17 protein-coding genes are annotated in these 18,925 nt (G+C 46.5%); 10 read left to right on the top strand and 7 right to left on the bottom strand.

The features are described 5' to 3' along the window. Positions 1-54 precede the first annotated feature (54 nt). The gene (locus NLX73_RS21215; protein WP_254327263.1) at positions 55-399 is read right to left on the bottom strand and encodes a DUF805 domain-containing protein; all 345 of its coding nucleotides are present in this window, start codon (positions 397-399) and stop codon (positions 55-57) included. A 425-nt stretch (positions 400-824) separates the two neighbouring features. Here NLX73_RS21215 and abnB point away from each other — a divergent pair, with 425 nt between their 5' ends. From abnB to NLX73_RS21200, 3 genes are all read left to right on the top strand, one after another. Beyond that, entirely contained in the window at positions 825-3,260 is a 2,436-nt protein-coding gene (gene abnB, locus NLX73_RS21210) for an arabinan endo-1,5-alpha-L-arabinosidase AbnB (protein WP_254327262.1), read from the top strand. A 394-nt stretch (positions 3,261-3,654) separates the two neighbouring features. Continuing rightward, positions 3,655-3,855, top strand: coding sequence for a cold-shock protein (locus NLX73_RS21205; RefSeq protein WP_007428290.1), 201 nt, complete (start codon positions 3,655-3,657; stop codon positions 3,853-3,855). Positions 3,856-3,986: 131 nt separating this feature from the next. Then, entirely contained in the window at positions 3,987-4,202 is a 216-nt protein-coding gene (locus NLX73_RS21200) for a cold-shock protein (RefSeq protein WP_013308357.1), read from the top strand. Positions 4,203-4,310: 108 nt separating this feature from the next. On the opposite strand, the gene NLX73_RS21195 is transcribed toward NLX73_RS21200, so the two are convergent. After that, complete coding sequence (locus NLX73_RS21195; protein WP_254327261.1) at positions 4,311-5,129, bottom strand: alpha/beta fold hydrolase; 819 nt, start codon at positions 5,127-5,129, stop codon at positions 4,311-4,313. Positions 5,130-5,316: 187 nt separating this feature from the next. Between NLX73_RS21195 and NLX73_RS21190 the strand changes: the two genes are divergently transcribed. Further along, positions 5,317-5,649 carry a hypothetical protein gene (locus tag NLX73_RS21190; RefSeq protein ID WP_061830729.1) on the top strand — a complete coding sequence of 111 codons (333 nt, stop codon included), beginning with the start codon at positions 5,317-5,319 and terminating at the stop codon, positions 5,647-5,649. Between the two features lie 50 nt (positions 5,650-5,699). Here the strand turns inward: NLX73_RS21190 and NLX73_RS21185 are convergent, their stop codons facing one another. Then, the gene (locus tag NLX73_RS21185) at positions 5,700-6,245 is read right to left on the bottom strand and encodes a GNAT family N-acetyltransferase (RefSeq protein ID WP_254327260.1); all 546 of its coding nucleotides are present in this window, start codon (positions 6,243-6,245) and stop codon (positions 5,700-5,702) included. Positions 6,246-6,504: 259 nt separating this feature from the next. Beyond that, the gene (locus NLX73_RS21180; RefSeq protein ID WP_254327259.1) at positions 6,505-7,077 is read right to left on the bottom strand and encodes a hypothetical protein; all 573 of its coding nucleotides are present in this window, start codon (positions 7,075-7,077) and stop codon (positions 6,505-6,507) included. Positions 7,078-7,290: 213 nt separating this feature from the next. On the opposite strand from NLX73_RS21180, the gene NLX73_RS21175 reads away from it, so the two are divergent. The 6 genes from NLX73_RS21175 to NLX73_RS21150 all read left to right on the top strand — a co-directional run bounded on the left by NLX73_RS21175 (position 7,291) and on the right by NLX73_RS21150 (position 12,026). Further along, positions 7,291-7,704, top strand: a complete 414-nt coding sequence (locus NLX73_RS21175; protein ID WP_235306978.1) for a GntR family transcriptional regulator — start codon at positions 7,291-7,293, stop codon at positions 7,702-7,704. After that, positions 7,701-8,414, top strand: a complete 714-nt coding sequence (locus NLX73_RS21170) for an ABC transporter ATP-binding protein (protein ID WP_254327258.1) — start codon at positions 7,701-7,703, stop codon at positions 8,412-8,414. The genes NLX73_RS21175 and NLX73_RS21170 overlap by 4 nt, the downstream gene beginning before the upstream one ends. Next, the gene (locus NLX73_RS21165) at positions 8,411-9,178 is read left to right on the top strand and encodes an ABC transporter permease subunit (RefSeq protein ID WP_254327257.1); all 768 of its coding nucleotides are present in this window, start codon (positions 8,411-8,413) and stop codon (positions 9,176-9,178) included. Before NLX73_RS21170 ends, NLX73_RS21165 begins: the two co-directional genes overlap by 4 nt. Before the next feature lie 43 nt (positions 9,179-9,221). Beyond that, complete coding sequence (locus NLX73_RS21160) at positions 9,222-9,707, top strand: cytochrome c biogenesis protein CcdC (RefSeq protein WP_235306981.1); 486 nt, start codon at positions 9,222-9,224, stop codon at positions 9,705-9,707. A 327-nt stretch (positions 9,708-10,034) separates the two neighbouring features. Beyond that, a complete protein-coding gene (locus NLX73_RS21155; RefSeq protein WP_254327256.1) occupies positions 10,035-11,255 on the top strand; it encodes a stalk domain-containing protein in 1,221 nt (406 codons plus the stop codon). Between the two features lie 93 nt (positions 11,256-11,348). Continuing rightward, on the top strand, positions 11,349-12,026 hold the full coding sequence (locus NLX73_RS21150) for a hypothetical protein (RefSeq protein ID WP_254327255.1): 678 nt from the start codon (positions 11,349-11,351) through the stop codon (positions 12,024-12,026). A gap of 98 nt (positions 12,027-12,124) precedes the next feature. On the opposite strand, the gene NLX73_RS21145 is transcribed toward NLX73_RS21150, so the two are convergent. From NLX73_RS21145 to NLX73_RS21135, 3 genes are all read right to left on the bottom strand, one after another. Then, positions 12,125-13,129 (bottom strand): LacI family DNA-binding transcriptional regulator, encoded by a 1,005-nt coding sequence (locus NLX73_RS21145; RefSeq protein WP_254327254.1) that lies wholly within the window; start codon positions 13,127-13,129, stop codon positions 12,125-12,127. A gap of 162 nt (positions 13,130-13,291) precedes the next feature. Beyond that, positions 13,292-16,732, bottom strand: a complete 3,441-nt coding sequence (locus NLX73_RS21140) for a GH36-type glycosyl hydrolase domain-containing protein (protein ID WP_254327317.1) — start codon at positions 16,730-16,732, stop codon at positions 13,292-13,294. Between the two features lie 13 nt (positions 16,733-16,745). Continuing rightward, on the bottom strand, positions 16,746-18,920 hold the full coding sequence (locus NLX73_RS21135; RefSeq protein WP_254327316.1) for a glycoside hydrolase family 3 N-terminal domain-containing protein: 2,175 nt from the start codon (positions 18,918-18,920) through the stop codon (positions 16,746-16,748). Between the last annotated feature and the right edge of the window lie 5 nt (positions 18,921-18,925).

The raw sequence follows: 18,925 nt of genomic DNA, 5'->3' as shown, positions 1-18,925 counted from the left end.
TATGAAAAAAACCTCCTTCACAAAAGTGAAAGAGGTTTTAGACATCTACAACCATTACAATTTAGGGTTTTTCCCATATTTATTGTCGTTAGGCTGACTGTCTTGGCATGTGAATACAATCAAAATAATTGACCCTACCAGAGGAATCAGAGCGATTAGAATCCACCATCCGCTTCTGCCTGTATCATGCAGTCTACGGGCCAGGACGGCCAAGGATGGCAGCAGGACAGCCAAAGAATAAATGTAAGTCAATATCGGTGATAAGCCTACAAGACTATCGATTAGACTGATTATAAAGCTAACGATTACACTAAATAGGATAAACATCCAATACTCTGTACGTCTTGCTCTACCTTGAAATCCTACATAGTTTTTTAATGCATTTAAATACCATTGCATATATTTTTCACCTCCTTATAAAATCTAAATGTTTCTATACACGTAAAATTGTCCTTTTAGGTATATCGGCAGGAAACATATAGAATTTTAGTTGTAAAATTATAACTTTAAACTAGAAATTTACGCAATACATTTATTAATGTTAATAATTCGATGAATAATTTATAAAAACATAAAATTACATATTGAATTTTCCATATCCATTGAATAATATAGAGGTACGGTTAACCGCCAGGTTTGAATCGTCCTTCTTAACAGAAGGTGCTTTTATTTTTCAAATCAATTGAAAGCGCTTTAATGCGAAACAGGAGGGATGACCAACATTAAATTCGAGGGTAAAGAAGTTAATACAAACATAATCCTGACCGCTTTCTCAATATTTTTTTATGTTATCAGGGATGTTCAAAACGAGAGGAGATTGATTTATGAAGCAATCATTTGTTCGTAAAGTAACGGCAGCTTCACTCGCAGGTGCGCTGTTGTTGCCTGCTTCTTTGGTAGGCGCCGTGCAAACACTCAATTCAGATACAGATGGAATTCAAAATGTAGGGCAAACTTCCCTTCAAGCTCAAGACCTAGGAAACTTTTCAATTCAAAGTAAAAAGGCTGTCTCTTTCAAGGAGACTTCCGTACATGATCCATCCATTCTGAAAGTGAAAGACACATTTTACATTTTTGGCTCACATCTGGCGGCTGCCAAGTCCAAAGACCTCATGAATTGGGATACGATTGCTACAGGAGTGGCGAATGGTAATGCATTGATTCCCAATGTCAAAGAAGAATTAAAGGAAGCACTGGATTGGGCGCAGACGGACACGCTGTGGGCAGCTGATGTCATTCAACTGGCAGATGGTAAGTTCTATATGTATTATAACGCTTGCAAGGGTGACTCCCCGCGTTCAGCGATGGGCCTAGCAGTTGCTGATAAAATTGAAGGGCCTTATAAGAATAAAGGCATTTTTCTAAAATCCGGCATGTGGGATCAACCGAGTGAGGATGGAACGATCTATGATGCAACCAAGCATCCGAATGCCGTGGACCCGGACACCTTTTATGATAAGAACGGCAAGCTGTGGATGGTATATGGCTCCTACTCAGGAGGCATCTTCATTATGCAGATGGATGAAAAAACAGGGAAGCCGCTCCCTGGTCAAGGCTACGGGAAAAAGCTGACAGGCGGTAACCATGCTCGTATGGAAGGGCCGTACATACAATACAGTCCGCAAACGGACTACTATTACTTGTTCCTGTCCTATGGTGGATTGTCAGCGGATGGCGGATACAACCTGCGGGTGGCTCGGTCCAAAACACCGGATGGCCCTTTCTACGATGCTGAAGGCAATGATATGATCAAGGTCAAGGCAAATCCTGCTAAACCACTTTTTGATGACGCTTCCATTGAACCATACGGTGTCAAACTGATAGGTAATTACCTGATTCCAAGAGAAATTGGTGATCCGGGTACTGGACTGGGTGCAGGCTATGTGTCGCCCGGACACAACTCGGCTTATTATGATCCCAAGACGAAAAAGCATTTTGTCATTTTCCATTCCCGTTTCCCGGGGAGAGGCGAACAGTATGAAGTGCGGGTACATGAAATGTTCATGAACGCTGACGGTTGGCCTGTGGTTGCTCCTTATCGTTATTCGGGAGATGAGGATTCACTGAAAAAGCTGTCAGAAAAGGAAGTCCTCGGTCAATATTCGTATGTAAATCACGGGAAGGAAATTTCGGCAAAAATTAAGCAAGCCGTTAACGTCAGTCTGGATAGCGGCGGCAAGCTGTCTGGTGGAGTGAACGGTACATGGAAGTTGGGGGCAGGCAATCAGCTGGAAATTACAGCAGAGGGCACGAAGTACAAAGGTGTATTCCTGCGGCACCGTGATCCAGACACAGGTGCCAAGACGCTTGCTTTTACCGCGTTGTCCTCCAAGGGTGTTGCGGTATGGGGTTCGCTAAAGCCTGACCTGAAGGCCAGCAAGATTGTAGCTGCTGTGCAGAAGAATCTGAGCCTGGGCGATACGAGCAATGTTCTTTATAATCTGACGTTACCTACTCAAGCAGCACAAGATACCACTATTTCATGGGAGTCCACCCACCCGGAGAATATATCTGTGACAGGTGAAGTATACCGTCCAGATGCCGGTTCTCAGCCTGTAACAGTTACATTGACGGCGACCATTAGAAAGGACAAAGCCACCGCTAAGAAAAGCTTTACAGCCATTGTCCCCGGGCAGGCCCGAGGTCCTCAGCTCGCACGCTATTCGTGGAGTGAGGATCAAGGAACTTCGGTTGTCGATAGCACATACAATCAATTCGATGGTAAGATCTATGGTGGTGCCGCATGGGATAAAGACGGGAAGCTTGGCGGTGCTCTTGGCCTCAACGGTAAGGATGGTTACGTTCAACTACCAAATATGGTAACAGATGCGAAGGATTTTACCTTTTCCGCTTGGGTGAACTGGAAGGGCGGTGCAGCTTGGCAACGGATTTTTGACTTTGGCAACGGGCAAGCCCGGCATATGTTTCTTACCCCATCCCAAGGAAGTGGTGTGCTCCAGTTTACAATCCATGAGGGTACGGATCAAAGCTTGCTTTCCAAATCATCATTACCACTAAACCAGTGGGCGCATGTAGCGGTTACACTGGAGGGGAATACAGGGAAGTTGTATGTAAACGGTGAGGAAGTAGCTGTTAATGACGGCATTACCTTTAATCCTGATGAGTTGCTGACGAGCGAGGCTTATCTCGGCAAAAGCCGCTTTGCCTCCGATGCTTACTTCAATGGCAGCCTGGATGAAGTTCAATTGTATAACAAAGCGCTGACAGCTGAGGAAATTAAAGCGCTGGCGGAGTTGTAATTCAAATGAACTAAAATGAGCAAATAACGCAGGAGATGAGCTTTTAGTAAGAAGTTCGTCTCCTGCACAATGTTTTGTATATTTATTTCTTGATTGCTGGTATAATAGGGGGTAACTGCGGATATAATGTTTTAAGTAGGCGTTAATGATTCACTCCTGCCGAATGAACACAGCTTTGAAGCAGCAATAGAGAACATAAGCACTCTGCATAAATTAAATTCACCAGTGCTTGCGTTTTCAATACACTTATGGTAATATGAGTATATTGAAATTGTGACCTGAGATTCGCATATTGTAGAGGGCTATTGTTTTAGGTTGAAATAACCTTGTGCAATATGTGAATTTTTATTTGTAAAAAATAAAGGTCATATAAATACATTTTGGAGGTAATTCCATGCAAACAGGTACAGTTAAATGGTTTAACGCAGAAAAAGGTTTCGGTTTCATCGAGGTTGAAGGTGGAAGCGACGTATTCGTACATTTCTCCGCAATCCAAGGCGAAGGTTTCAAATCTTTGGACGAAGGCCAACGCGTAGAATTCAACGTAGTTGAAGGAAACCGTGGACCACAAGCTGAGAACGTTGTAAAACTGTAATTTAAAATTACAGCCTACTTCAGATGCCCCGAACATAGCGTTTGGGGCATTTGTTTTTATCTGTTCACAAGACCGTTTTTGAACTGATTACATCTTATCGCTTTATAAATCATGAAGAAAGAGGGATGTTTATGTACAATTCACGGAAAAAGCCAATGGATGAGATTCCTGAGGAAATTACAACTGTCTGGAATTGCGCCAGCGATACATGTAACGGCTGGATGCGGGATAACTTCGCTTTTTCTGTCGAGCCGACATGCCCCATTTGCGGTTCTGCCATGGTGAAGGGCGAGAAAAAGCTGGCAGTTTTAAATAATACGAGCTTCAATCATACCAAACAATCCTAAGCGGATAAATGTTTGTAGTGAAAGATGCCCCATAGCCATTAACGGCGCTGAGGCGTCTTTTTGTTTTTTATAAATATAAATTATACATAAGAATGAACAGGCTTTCAATTATGGTGTGTAGGATGGGGCTAGTATGCTCAGTAAGATAGAATTAAATTCAGGTAGCGCTTCGTAGAATACACCGTGGCCGCTACGTTCGAAAGGAATAAGCTTTGATCCGGCGATTCCTTTTTGAGTTTGGACAGCCAGGGGGAAAGGACAGACCCGATCCAGCTTGCCGTGTAGAATCCAAGTAGGCACCTGTATACATGGCAAATCAGGGCGCAAATCAGAGTCACGTAGTGAATACAAAGTACAGGCCATGCTATGAACTGAAGCCGCAAAGCCCTGATCACGTAACCAGTCGCGTAAGCTCTGGCTGACGGGATTGGCAAACAACATTTCGCCAAAAGAAGTTACCAATTGTGGACGATCTGTATAGGCTTGTTTGATGAGTTTATCTACCTCTGTGACAGGAGTGCCATAAGGGAAGTCGCTGGTTGGGGTGAACCGGGGTGTAGCTGCTCCGATCAAGATTAACTGATTGACGCCAAATCCCCGGTGCCTGCTCATGTAGCGTGTGACCACAGCTCCTCCCATGGAAAAACCGATCAGCCGTATCTGGTTTAACTGAAGCGCCTGCATAACAGCCAGCAGATCGTCCGCCAATCGATCATAATTGTATCCATGCCATGGTCGATCAGACTTGCCGAACCCCCTAAGATCAACCTGAATACAGCGATACCCGTAAGCAGGCAACAAGGCGACCTGGTATTCGTACATTCGGTGATCCAGCGGCCAGCCGTGCACCATCAGAACAGGGATGCCTTCTCCAATATCCTCGACATACAGCTTCACGCCGCGTTCCACCTCAATATAATATCCCATCGTGTTCACCCCTCTAGAAATCACGTCATTTCATTCTCTCTCACATATATGTAGCCAGGGCTTAGCTCATTCGAAAAAGGGATGAGTCTGTCACGATATAAGCATATAATATGTCAAAAAATGTATGTCATCCTGTATAGGGATAGGATATAATTATGGAATGAAACAGCATCGGGAGAGTGGAACAATGACACCATCAAAAACATTAAAATGGATTACAGGCGGATTGGAGCTGTTTTTAGCTATTCCCGTTTTGGGCGGGTTGCTGATCGTAAATTCCGCGTATACTATATTGTTCTTTATGCTGATTTTCCACATTGTTACGTTGGTGCTATCGGTGACGAATAGAGAGTCTTATTATGGATCTATTTTAGGGATCGTGACCTCGGTTATTGGATGGATTCCGATTGTGGGTTGGTTGATGCATTTGCTCTCAGGCATATTTTTGATGATTACCGCAGCCCAGCAGCCGCGTGATCAGTATCGTAATCGCAATCCTTATGATGATTATCGCTATTAGAGTAAGTGTGGCGATGCAAAAAGAAAGATCCTGTTGAACAGGGTCTTTTTTTATTTATGAAATCTCCCCATGATTATGGTGTTGTAGTATTTGCCATCTGAAAGAACCTTATCGTTTTTTAATAACCCTTCGATTTCAAATCCATGTTTTTTATAAAGCTCAATGGCTTTATCATTCGTTTCCAAAACTTGTAGAGTTATTTTCTTGATGCCATTGGAGTCAGCCCAGGAAATAGATTTTTTTAAAAGATTCGTCCCGATCCCGTAACCCCAAAAATCCTTTAGTACACATACGCCGAATTCAACTTTATGAGAGAATCTGCTCAGAACATGGCCCTCACATCTTGAAAATCCGACGATTTTATCATGAACTATCGCAACTAAAAATAGGTTTCTGTTATTCTCTGTATCTGATTCAATGAGCTGTTCAAAACCGGATGTACTTATAAACGCTTCTCCCTTCTCTCTATCTAAATTTTCAGTTTCTCCATCAATCAGCAAGCGGATTTCAGACAAATTCTTCGCATCTTGAATTATGGCTGATCTGATCGTATAGTGTATTCCTTGCACATCAAATTCCTGTTTATTTATTTTCATTACATTCTCCTTATTATGAATTAGAGTGAAAAATGACCTCTGGATCATGTTAGTCTACCACATATTATCTTGTTTACATGACAAATAAGCCTGTCTCCTCCTGTTGTATCGCAGCAGGGGACAGGCTTATTGATTTCTCTATCCGTACAGGGAAGCCGGATGGAGATTTATTATACATGGGTGGATGTGTCAGATTAACAAATGGTTCTAATGAATGCGACTTATCGAGCTACAGCTCTTTGGAAAACGGAAGTTGTGGCTATTTCTGCTTAGCAGAGGCTTTAGCTGCATTGGTTTTAGCAGAAGCCTTGGCTGCATCTCCCTGAGCAGGAGCTTTACCTGCACCCGCTTTACCGTCATCTACTGGTGGCTTGGATGGTTTCACGCCATTCACCATATCTGTCATCATTTGCTTCAGATTAGAGACACGTTGGTTATATTCAGTTGCCGTAATCTTGCCGTTCTGTTTTTCCGTAGCCAGTTTTGCTTTCATATCTGAAACCATTACATCAATAACGGAATTTACGCTCACGCCTTGTGCTTTGGCAATCGTAGCAAGGGATTTACCTGCTTTCAACTGTGTATCCAACTGACTGGAGGATAATTTCAATAATTTCAGGAGAGCTTTGTTCTCAGCATAGTTACCTCCTGCGATTTTAGGGCCATTAGCATCGCCGGGATTCCCCTTAGGTGCCTGTGCTTTGTCTGCGATGGGAGCCTTCTCAGGTGTAGTTGAAGCAGCATGGGCTGCGCTTGTGGAGTACAGTGCCCCGCCTCCTAAAAATGCCAAGGCCATCGTTCCAGCCAAAATTGCTTTCTTGGTGCTCTTCATCTTCATTTTCCACCTTTCGATTGTGGTTTGTTTGGTACGTGATACATCATAAGGGATCAACTTGAATGCTATCTGAGCGCAAGCTGAGCATTTACTGAATGAAATTTGGGTGGCATGACTAAAATTTCAGCTAAAATAAACTTGTATTACGTGTATTAAGTGATATAATACACTACAGTCACGATAGATGCAGCCGATTAGGGGGAAACACCTATGGAAGAACAACGGGTTGGCTCGTTCCGATTTTTAATTGACTTTAGCCAGCCATTATATGAACAAATATTAAATCAAGTACGAAGCTCCATTGCTAAAGGGGAGATCGAAATGGGAAGCAAAATGCCATCTGTTCGTGATCTGGCGCAGGAATTACGCATGAATCCGAATACCGTGATGCGGGCATATCAGGAGCTGGAGCGGGACGGATTGACTGAGAAGCGGCGCGGGTTAGGCACTTATGTTACTTCGTCCAGTGAACGGATTGCCAGCTTTCGGGAACAATTGGCTATAACATATATAGATCAGTTTCTCGGACAGATGAGTAGCCTGGGGTTATCGTGGGAAGATGTACAGCAGTATATAAGAAGCAAACAGGACGGAAATGACAAGGAAGGAGGCGATAAGGCATGACGGAGTCTGTTGTGGTTGCGAATCATCTGGTGAAGCAATACGGCAGTAAAAAAGCACTGGATCAATTAGATGTCATCATTCCGGCAGGACGTATTGTAGGCGTGCTTGGACCCAATGGCTGTGGGAAGTCCAGCTTCTTTCGGGCAATCACCGGATTGATTCAGCCAGATGGGGGCGAGCTTCAGGTGTTGGGCCGACAGCCTGGTTGGGAAACCAACCGGGATATATCCTATCTTCCTGACCGGGCACGCTGGTACCCCAATCATACAGTTCAGCAGACGCTGGAATGGGGGAAGTCTTTTTTGCCTGGTTTCAATATAAAAGACGCGTATAAGCTTGCTGATCATATGGACGTCGAGCTGGAACTTAAAATGACTGGGCTGAGTCGCGGGCAGGAGGCACGTGTGCTACTGATTTTATGTCTGGCACGTGAGGTTCCACTCATGATCCTGGATGAACCGTTTGCGGGTATTGATGTTCTCTCTAGAGAGGCGATTGTAGCCGGGATTATTGATTATTTGGAGGGTCGGCAGCAGTCTATACTCATTAGCACGCATGATATTCAGGAAGTGGAAGGCTTGTTTGACTACACGGTCATGATGGACCGCGGACGGATCATATGGTCTGGTGATTCGGATGATCTGCGTGCAGAGCATGGCTCGCTGAATCAGGTGTTCCGCAATTTGTACAAAAAGGGGTGGAAGGCGTGAATTCATCAGGGCTGTTCAAAGATTTGATACGCCATGAATTTCGAAATAAAGGAAGCTGGAGAAAGCAGGGCCGCAATCGACTACCGAGATCGTGGAGACTCGTATATTTCTCATTATTTCTAATTGCGGCGTTCGCTATTTCCTTGTACTTCGCACTTCACAACCAGCTCGAATTGACAAGGCTGTGGTATGTCACCCTGGGCTTGCCGTACATGATCATTTTCATGGGTGTGGGAAGCTTGAGAAGAGAATGGGAAAATGACACCTACGGATGGTGGCTGACCCTTCCCTATCCGCGCATATGGCTGATTAGCGCCAAATGGATTGCGGCTATTTTACAAACCATGGTCGTAATATTGCTTCTGTTTGTGGTGGGTTCTCTGTACGCGTTGTTCATCTCATCAACCATACAGCCTTATACATTTGCGGATGCAGCGTCTTTTATTGTAGCTGGATTGAACTGGTTTGTTATGATTATCGCCTTCACGCCGTTGGTTATTGCGCTGGGTCTATTGACGGCCAGTACCAAATACAGCACCTTGAGGCCGCTTAACCCGATACTGTGGATTATTTTGATGGGTGGCGGGAGTGTCTTTTATTGGTCGGGCGATCAGGGGCTTTATGAGCAGTTTGACCATGCTCAAACAGGACAATGGTTTCCATTTACCTGGCATTTCCCGATTGCGGTGTTGATGAGTTGGGTTGCTGCATATGTATTAATCCGCTTGAGCGCGTATTTGCTGGAGAAAAAACTGTCGATTTAGGCTAGCGTATCTACAGGATCTATGAGGAAGGAGTTACTACACCATGACGACGATATTTATATATGTATTGATGGCTGTTCTAGTGGGGCTGATGATCTGGCTAAGGACCAAGAGACGACGGGGGCCGGTAAAAGGAAATGGAATCCGGATTCTGCTCCCCTTGTTTATCGCATTCCCGCTTATGATGATGTCTGTGTACCAATTAATGCATATTCCCGGTCAAACGTACGAGCTCCCCGCCTTTTGGGAACTGCTGGTTGCCGGGCTATTAGGGGCTCTGTTTGGCTATGTTATTTTGCTGCATACAGCGTATGAAAGACGGGATGATGGTCTTATTTATCCCAAGCCGAACCAATATTTTAAATATATTATTATCGCTATTATCTTGATTCGCGTCGTTTTGACTCAGTACCTCAGTAGTTTGGGTACCACCGAAATTAGCATGCTGGCAATTACGATGGCGCTGGTGTATATCTCAATCTGGCGAATCGGGAGCTTTATCAAGTTTCGGAGAACGTTATCCGTATAACAATAGCAATGGGGTTAACAGCGGCTTACTATTCAAAAAGCGTTCATTCGCTTGCGATAGGAGCCGCTTTTTTTGTGGTTTCATCATAAATTCATTTGTAAGACCATAAGCATACATTGTTATTAGTCCCCATATCCTTTATTCTAAGTATGCATATAGAATTTTGAAAGGAGGGGTATTGAGGTTTCAAGAGATTCAGATGAGGGTTAAAGATAAGGCAGGACGTGAAAAGTTCATTTTTTGTGATTAGGTGTAACTTAATTAGTTACATAAAAGGGAATTGTTTTCAATTTTCTATTTTTTTTATGTTGAGAGGGGCTTACATTCATGAAAAAACATACGGTTACTGCCGCACTCGCTGGCTTGCTCGTGCTATCTTCTGCTGTACCGGCCTTGGCGGCCGAAGCAAAACCCGCTACAGGTATTCAGGTTTGGGTAGATGGCAAGAAGGAGGCTTACAAAATTGCGCCTATCGTGAGAAATAAGCAGGTCTTAATTCCCTTGAGACAATTGGCCTCCAGTTTGGGGATTCCGCTGGATTCCAAGCATATTACGTTCAATACGGCGCGACAAAGCACGACCATTCGTTATGACCAGGCGACAGTTGTACTGGTGTCAGGCAGCCCGGAAGCGCAAATCAACGGGATTAAGGTACCACTGTCCACCTCGACCATCTTGACTAAACAAGGGGTAACCTATGTACCGGTTGATGTCATAAAAGAAGCGTGGGGCAAGCAAGTGATTTGGGACCCGGCCAGCCAAACGGTACAAATCGGGGTGAGCAATAAGGATAAGGTCATTGAAATCGTGAAAAGCTTTGAAACCGGAGACACGAAAGCGGCCGAGACTTGGATCAGCAAGGATCAGTACATTCAGCACAATCTGAGCTTTGCTAGCGGAAGAGATACGTTGCTGCAAGGGATTAGCCAGTCGAAGGGAGCCAATGTACAGGTTGAAATCCAACGTGTAATTCAGGATGGTAATTATGTAGCAGTTCATTATAAAGAGTCCATTGCAGGGAAAACGAGCATTGTTTTTGATATTTTCCGCTTCGATAGCAATGGTAAAATTGTTGAGCATTGGGACAATATGCAGGACTCGGCTCCAGCCAATCCAAGCGGACACACCATGATTGATGGAACAACACAGATCACGGATCTCAACCAAACTGAGACGAACAAAACACTGATCCGCAAGTTTGTGGATGATGTCCTGGTTGGCAAAAATCGTGCTGCATTGGAAAGCTACTATAACGGTGACCATTACATTCAGCATAATCCTCTTTTTGGTGACGGTGTATCCAATTTGAAACAAGCATTTTCCGCAGCGGGAAGCCAGGGTTCTCCCTTTGGATATGATCAGGTTCACATGGTCATTGGAGAAGGCAACTTTGTGCTGGTTGTGAGTGAATTGACATCGTCTAAGGGAACTTCAGCCGCTGTCTATGATCTGTTCCGGGTAGAGAACGGCAAGGTAGCGGAACATTGGGACGTAGTTCAGGAGGTTCCAGCTAAAACAGAGTGGAAAAATACAAACGGCAAGTTTTAAGAAAGTGCGTTTGTGGTATGGCGTGATTGGCACGCTTTCCTAATCGTCCTGTTCCTGTTAAAATGATGCAAACTTATAACAGGAGGTTGGACGATGGAAGGCTTGAAGCAACGTGTGGGCTGCCTGCATGCACATCACTCGAACATAGCCTATGTGGAACGAGCTTTTGCTTCTTATGAGGTGGAGCTGATACATTTTGTGGACCCTGGGCTTATGCGCCGGATCTCGTCAGACCCGCATTTTTCTGCGGACGATGCCAGTCGCAAGGTAGAAGAGCAACTAAGATGGATTGCTCAAAGCGATATAGACGTTATTTTGATAACGTGCACGAATTATATTGTTTTGGCAGAAAAAGCTCAATTGACCCTGTCTACACCAGTAATTGCGCTGGATGAGCCCTTTTTTCATGAGATATGCGATGATTTGCTGCCACGGACCTTGGTATTCACGAATCCGGCTACTGTAGAGGGAACGATGAAGCGTCTTTATCATACGGCTGCTCTGTTAGGCAAACCGGATATCTCTTCTTGGATAGAGGTTAAGGTGGTGGAGGACGCTTTTGAACTGATTATGCAGGGACGTGAAGACGAGTATAAGGAATTGCTGGTTCGTTCGCTGTATGAGCTAAGGGAGGCTGATTCAAGCAGAGGGCTGGCTGTAGCACAGTTGTCTATGGTTGATGCTGCGTTACAGGTGGAGCTGCAGACGGGGCAAACGATTGGTAATCCCTTACGGTCGTTGTCGAATTCAATTGAGGATTTGTTAGGTTAAATAAGTATAACCAAAAGAACTTCCACCCCGTGTTTTGGGCCTGTGGAAGTTCTTTTTTTTTGAGGAGGCTGGCGAGCAGGTTACTTCTGCGTTGTTCATCACAGATTCTGTTGATCTTGGGTGATGAATGCTGCGCCTGCCGATTCTCTTTGGACAAGCGTAACGTATAAACGTTCATGCTCCACGTCTTCCCCAGCAATGATTTTGAGAACTTGTTCGGCAGCTACAGCGCCCCATTTACGCTTGGAATAGTCAATCGTTGTCAGACGGGGCTGAATATATTGCGCCAGCTCGATATTATCAAAGCCGACGATATGAATATCCTTGCCAATCGTCAGCTCTGACTGAGCCATTCGATTGTAAAAGCCCACTGCCATTTCATCATTGAGACAAAATACGGCTACAGATTCCGAATCCGGGCTAACTTGTTGCTGCAAAATGATCTCAGCCGCCTGTTCACCGCCCGATTTCTCAAAATCGCCGTCAATTTCGATCATTTCAGCCACGCCGCTACGCTCAATGGTCTGCTTGACCGCCTGCATCCGTTGCCATGAATCGTAAGAACCTTCTGGTCCGGTAACCACATATAGCTTACGGTGTCCCAATTCCAATAAATGTTCGATTGCGAGAGCGGCGCCCGCTTTGTTATCCAGCAGCACCTGGTTAATGTTAGGATGATTCAGTTCACGGTCCAACACGACAATTTTATGTCCTCGCTCGGCGTAGTTCAGTAGCTCCTGACTATCAAACGTCTGATCCAGCACAATGGCGCCGTCGATCATGCGTTCCGGCAACATTCGGTGAGACTGCTTACCGCTGCATACGATGAGATCATAGCCCTTGCGGTTCAAAATTTCCTTGATGCCATACAGTAAATCTCCATAAACGTCTCCACGGAAATCAGTCAGGAAAACGCCAATAATTTTGGTCTGCCTTTTCTTGAGATTACGTGCGGCGGCATTGGGCACATAGTTAAGCTCTTTGGCAATGGCTAAAATACGTGCGCAAGTTTCTTCTGTTACCTTATCGCTACCATTCAAGGCATATGAAACGGTAGATATGGAAACGCCCGCCTGTTTGGCGATATCTTTAATGCTGACCACATCGTCACCTCCTTGTCGTCCATCTTATAATTGCTATTGTATATTCATTATTAACCACATATCTATTCCAAATGTCGTAGTCCTACACATAAGCAGCAAAGGGCGATCCCGCAAGATCGCCATCCCTTTGTTGCCTATACCAGATTTAGCATTAAAAACGCTTTATAAAATAATCTCCAGACGGTGTACACCGTCATGTTCTGCCAAGGCTTGCTCGAAAATCTCGCGTTTGATGCGCAAGGCCCCGGAGCGGTAGCGATTATCATCGGCTGGCACGCTTTCCAGTGGTGTTCCGTTCAATACTGTACGGCCTTGCTCACCGCCAGTATGCTCTTGCAGCATGCGGTAGACGAAGGTAATTGGTTTTCCTGCAAAGGAAAATTCAAATTCCAATCCATCGAGATGATCCGGCAGCACGGGGTCTAGGATCAGATCTTCGCCCGACTGACGAACACCAAGGACGTTCGATATGAGCTGATTCATATAGATTCCTGGACCGCTGGAATAGATTCTCCAGCCACCTTTGACGGGTACGGCTCCTTCACGTAGTTCACCAAACCGTTCCTGTGCTTCATAGCGGGTATTAAATTTACCGTCCGAGCTACTGAAATAGGCGTTGCTTTGGCGCCATTCGGCATTCGGCACGGACGCACGGATGCCAACCGGATTGATGAGCTTCAAGCTGTGCCAAGCGTCGTCCTTGCGTCCCAACTTGGCCATCGCTTCCGCAAAGCGGATATGGGCATGCACATATTGCAGCCCGACCTCACGTCCGAAGTTGGCCGCTTGCTCTGCACGCTTGAAGTGCGAGCTCACACCGCCATCATACTGTGCAGGGCGGTTCATCAGACGCACGCCATCCGGGCAGAGGAACTGCTCACGGATGAGTTGCTCATGAGCCAATGCTTGCTCAGGCGTGAGCAGCTGGCTGATCATGCTGCGTGTCATTGGCAGCAGCCGATAATGGATTCCTGTCTCGGTGTCAGACGGATGGAGCATCAGCTTAGGTAGGCCGGGCTCTTCCATATACACGAAGCCCGGAATAATTCCGCTCTCCAGCATGTAGCGGTTAAAGTCTTTACGGATGCCATTGGCCATCTGATGTAGATCTTGTGCGATCTTGTCGGCTTCACTTACTACACCCGCGGGGGCCTGCTCCAAAGCAGCAGCAAAGTTACTAATAACTTGGTAGGTGAGTGCAACCGTCCAGCTGCTCGCCATGTATTGCTTCAGCTGAGCATTGGCTGGTTGGAGGGTATCATCCCAATCGCCGTCGCCATAGGCCGACAAATACGTATCATGCAGGAAATTCTCCCGAATATATTCGATTTCCTTCAGGGCATGTTCCATGAGAGTCGCGGTCTGCTTGGTATAATCGAAAGTATGCCGATGGGTGTAAGGCACATTTTCTTCCAGAATACTGTAATCACGGGTAGCGGTCAAATAGTCGCCCAGTACCTTGAGCGGCCAGACGATAATATCCCCATGGCTTTCTTCTTGCTGCACGTGAGTATAGTTGTCAAACATAAACCATTGCGGCCAGTTTCCGCTGTCCTCGTACTGATGGCTGAAAACAGTCAGCAGAATGGAACGAACCTCATCGAACTTTTGCATAGTTGAGAAATATTCCACAGGTCCCTGACACACATCACGTGTTCCCCAGGCTGCACCACCGTATTGCTCCAGACCGTGAGGCACAGAGTAGTGAACGAGCATATTATGGGTGTACCACCAAGCCACTGCGTTCACACGGAATAGCTCGCTCGTTTCGTGTTGACCCAGAGTCAGATGGAAACCGTTCATAAGCTCGGCAAAATATGCCCGATAGCGCTCGCGCTCATCTTCAAAGGAAGCGTGACGCTCTTTGTGCGCTGATTCTTGCCCAGCTGAAAGCCCATTCAGCCAACCCTGCACGGTGCAGGTCCATTCGCTGCTGTCACCCAGCTCCAGCACAACCAGAGACGCATCAGGAGAAGCTTTCCCCTGTAGCAATGCGTGAGCGTCGCTCACATGCTGTAATGGAGCGCCCTCTATGTGCATTCGGTACAGCAGGTCTGGATAGGCTTCGGCGCTCAGAGAGGCGGAGTCTGCCCGGAAGAGTAGGGCGTCACCTTCACGTTCCATATGAAACGGGAGCTCATATTCGTTCACATGCATAGACATTTGCTGAGTGATGAGGAACGGATAGGTTTTGCCACTCGCCGCACGCATGTGAAGCCGTACTTCTGGGCTATCGACATTCGTATGGTTTGTAATAATGAATGTATCGTCAGCCGTTTTGTAATACCAGCGCACATAATTGAAGCCAATCTCGAACAGGGAAGGCATCGTAAGCAGGCGGTATTTCCCTTGGATTCCGACATAAATACGTTGACCGGATGTCTTGGGAATATTAAGCGCATTACGCGCGTTGGTAATCATTTTGTTGAAATTTGTATTGCCGATTACGAGTTGGGAATTGAACACCCCGTACATATAGGAGGTGGTTGTAATGGTTTCTTCCTTACCTCCTGAGTAATGCCCACCCATTAAAATGTGCCCATGGGGACGCTCTACACGAAGCTCTTTGGATTTGAGTACGACATGCTCATAGCTGTCCGTGAAAAAGGAAAGTAGTTCATCGCCATCCCGTTCTTCCTCCTGCCGTTTGGGGAAAAGTTGATCCACTTCGGCATCGGTCAAGTCCAGTGTACGCAGCGGCTCACCGATGGTTTGAGCTGGAGCCACACGCCCTGCCTGAAGATCACTTGCCGCGCGTACCGGTATGATGGTCTCGGAAGCGTCCACTAGAATGGCAGCTACTTCGTCACGTGCTTTTGTCACCAGTTCCTGATACTCCAGCTTTGTCACTGCGGCTGGATGATTGGGCTGGAACAGACCGTAAAAAGTAAAGCGAGCTTCCCCAGCCAGTTTCACCCGCTCAGATTGCAACGCGGTATAGGCGAATTCGTATTGGTACACTTCATCGGCGAGCGAATCGCGACGGAGTGCTTCCGGCTCATTCGTTTCTTTGTACGAAAGTCCAAAGAACTGAAATCCGTCAGTCGAGTAACCAACAGTGCGGGTTAACGAGCCTTGTTGAATGTATGGGAACGCCTGACTTTGAGGCTGGTTTTGACGGGAGCAAACGGTGTAGCCTCTTTGTTCATCATGGTAGACGGTGTGGTCAATATATTGAGACAAATAAGCTTCATTACTGCGCACAGCAGCGGTATCGGCAATGCCGATATCCTGACCATACACGACATCTGCTTCCACGTCATCGCCCTGTAGGGTTACATCCCAGAACCATACTCCCAGGCGGCTTAGCGTGAAGGTCACCTGATAGCCTACACCAGCGGTGAAACCTTCCCAAATAATCTGCTGATCCGTTTGTCGGATTACTCCCGGTGAGCGAACCCCAAGCAGGGGAGTGATACTTACACCGGACGGACGGTACAATCTCAAGTACAGATTGTTCAAGGAACCGTCGACTGAATTGGTCAACAGTTGGTTGATCATCGTTGAGCCGTGGGCGATCTTATACACATCACCACTGCTTAAGAAGGTAAAAGACAGGTCTCCGGCCCGCAGCAAAATATTTTGATCTAGACTTGTATTTATCAAAGGGAACGCCTCACTTTCCTGTTTCTTTTACTAACCGAAAACGGCCTTCTGTAGTATCTCGGCTGTTAGGTCCTGTAAAGACGGCAAATTCACCGCTGTCACTGTCAAAGCTCAAATCTGCATGATGATAGCGCAGCTGAGGCTCGGTCACTGTAAATTCCACTTCCCGGCTTTCGCCTGGGGCAAGCAGGACTTTGCAGAAATCTTTCAGTTCTTTCATCGGACGAACCGTATCACCGCTGATATCACGGACATAGAACTGAACGGTCTCCTCGACTGGACGTGTTCCTGTGTTCGTTACCTGGACTCTAACGGTCAGTTCTTGACCGGGAATAAGGGTATCACCGGACAGCTGTACGCTGTCATAGGCTACTTCGGTGTAGCTCAGGCCGTAGCCGAACGGGAATAAAGGTTCGTTCGGTACGTCTAGATATTGAGATACGTAGCGTTCTTTTGTATTCGGGTCTAGCTGCGGGCGTCCTGTATTAAAATGATTGTAGTACACGGGCACCTGTCCGACCGATTGCGGGAATGACATGGTCAGGCGACCCGTAGGTTCGGCATCACCGTACAACAAATCGGCAATCGCCGCGCCGCCTTCGCCACCAGGGAACCAGGCTTCCAGTACAGCGTCTGCTTCTTCAATGACGCCGTGCAGATCCAATGGACGACCATTAAACAGTACGGCTACCATTGGCTTATTCAGTGTCTTCAGGCGCTTCACCAACTCCAATTGGGCCTGTGGCAGACGAATATCCGAACGGCTGCCTGCTTCACCACTCATATCCGAGCGCTCGCCAAGCGCTAATACGATGACCTCTGTTTGACTAGCAGCATGCAGAGCTTCTGCATATTGCTCCTCTGTTATGTTGTCTACAGAGCATCCTGCCGCTACCGTGAGCAGCGAGGAGGATATTTTCGATTGGAACCCGTCAACAACGCGAATAGCTTCCTCTTGCGAACCACTCCACGACCAAGAGCCTAGGATATCACCGCTCTCTACAAAAGGTCCGATCAACGCAATAGGTTGATTGCGATTCAATGGAAGAACGGAATCATTTTTGAGCAGCACGCATGATTTAATGGCTAGTTCTTTGGCAACCGCACGATGAGCGTCGCAGAACACAACTTCACGTTCACGCTCAGGGTCTGCGCCGCGTAGCGGATTTTCGAACAAGCCCAGCTTTTGCTTGAGCTTCAATATACGCATCACTGCTTCATTAATGAGCGCTTCATCCAGTTGTCCGCTGCGAACCAGCTCAGGCAGATGCCCGTTATAGCAGGAGGTCATCATTTCAATATCTACGCCAGCCAGCAGTGCTTTCATCGCTGCCTCGCGCTCATCCTCGGCAATGCCGTGAGGGATAAGCTCCTTGATGGCGGCCCAATCCGAGATGAGTACACCATCAAAGCCCCATTCATCACGAAGCAAATCACGCATCAGGCGCTTATTGCCCGTTGCGGCTACGCCTTCTACGGTATTGAAGGACGTCATCACCATTTCGCAGCCTTCATCTAAAGCAGCTTTGTAGGAGGGGAGATAATACTCTCGCAGCTGCCATGCGGATACATCTACAGTGTTGTAATCCCGTCCGCCTTCGCCAGCTCCATATGCGGCAAAATGCTTCACGCATGCGGCCACCCGGTCGATATCGTTCGTCAGATCTTTACCCTGAAACCCGCGCACAAACGCACGAGCAAATTCGCTGTTGAGGTAAGGGTCTTCCCCTGTAGATTCCATCACACGGCCCCAGCGCGGGTCACGCACCAGATCGACCATAGGAGCGAATGTGACGTGAACACCGGATACAGCTGCCTCGCGGGCTGCAATGGTAGCGCTCTCTTCTGCAAGTTGCATATCCCATGAGCAACCAATGGCCAGCGGGATAGGGAAAATCGTTTTGAAGCCGTGTACAATATCTGCCATAATTAAAAGCGGAATACCCAGACGGTTTTTGCTCAAATGAGCCTGCTGAACACGAATCGCTTCTTTAGCCCCTGCGATGCCAAGTACGGAACCGACGTTATGGACATTTTTCTCTGTAATGCCGAGAGAAGCCATAGGGCCGGTAATTTGGCTATCTGTTCCCGCTTCTTCAAAGAAGGCACCCACAAGCTGTAGCAGTTGATCGACTTTTTCTTCAAGCGTCATGTTTTCTAAATAGGAATTCAGGTGTTGTTCCATCATAA

This window comes from Paenibacillus sp. CH40 (genome assembly GCF_024213605.1).
Lineage (GTDB): Bacteria > Bacillota > Bacilli > Paenibacillales > Paenibacillaceae > Paenibacillus > Paenibacillus polymyxa_B.
The sequence above is the reverse complement of the archived record's forward strand: the minus strand, read 5'-3'. Positions and strand labels throughout refer to the sequence as shown.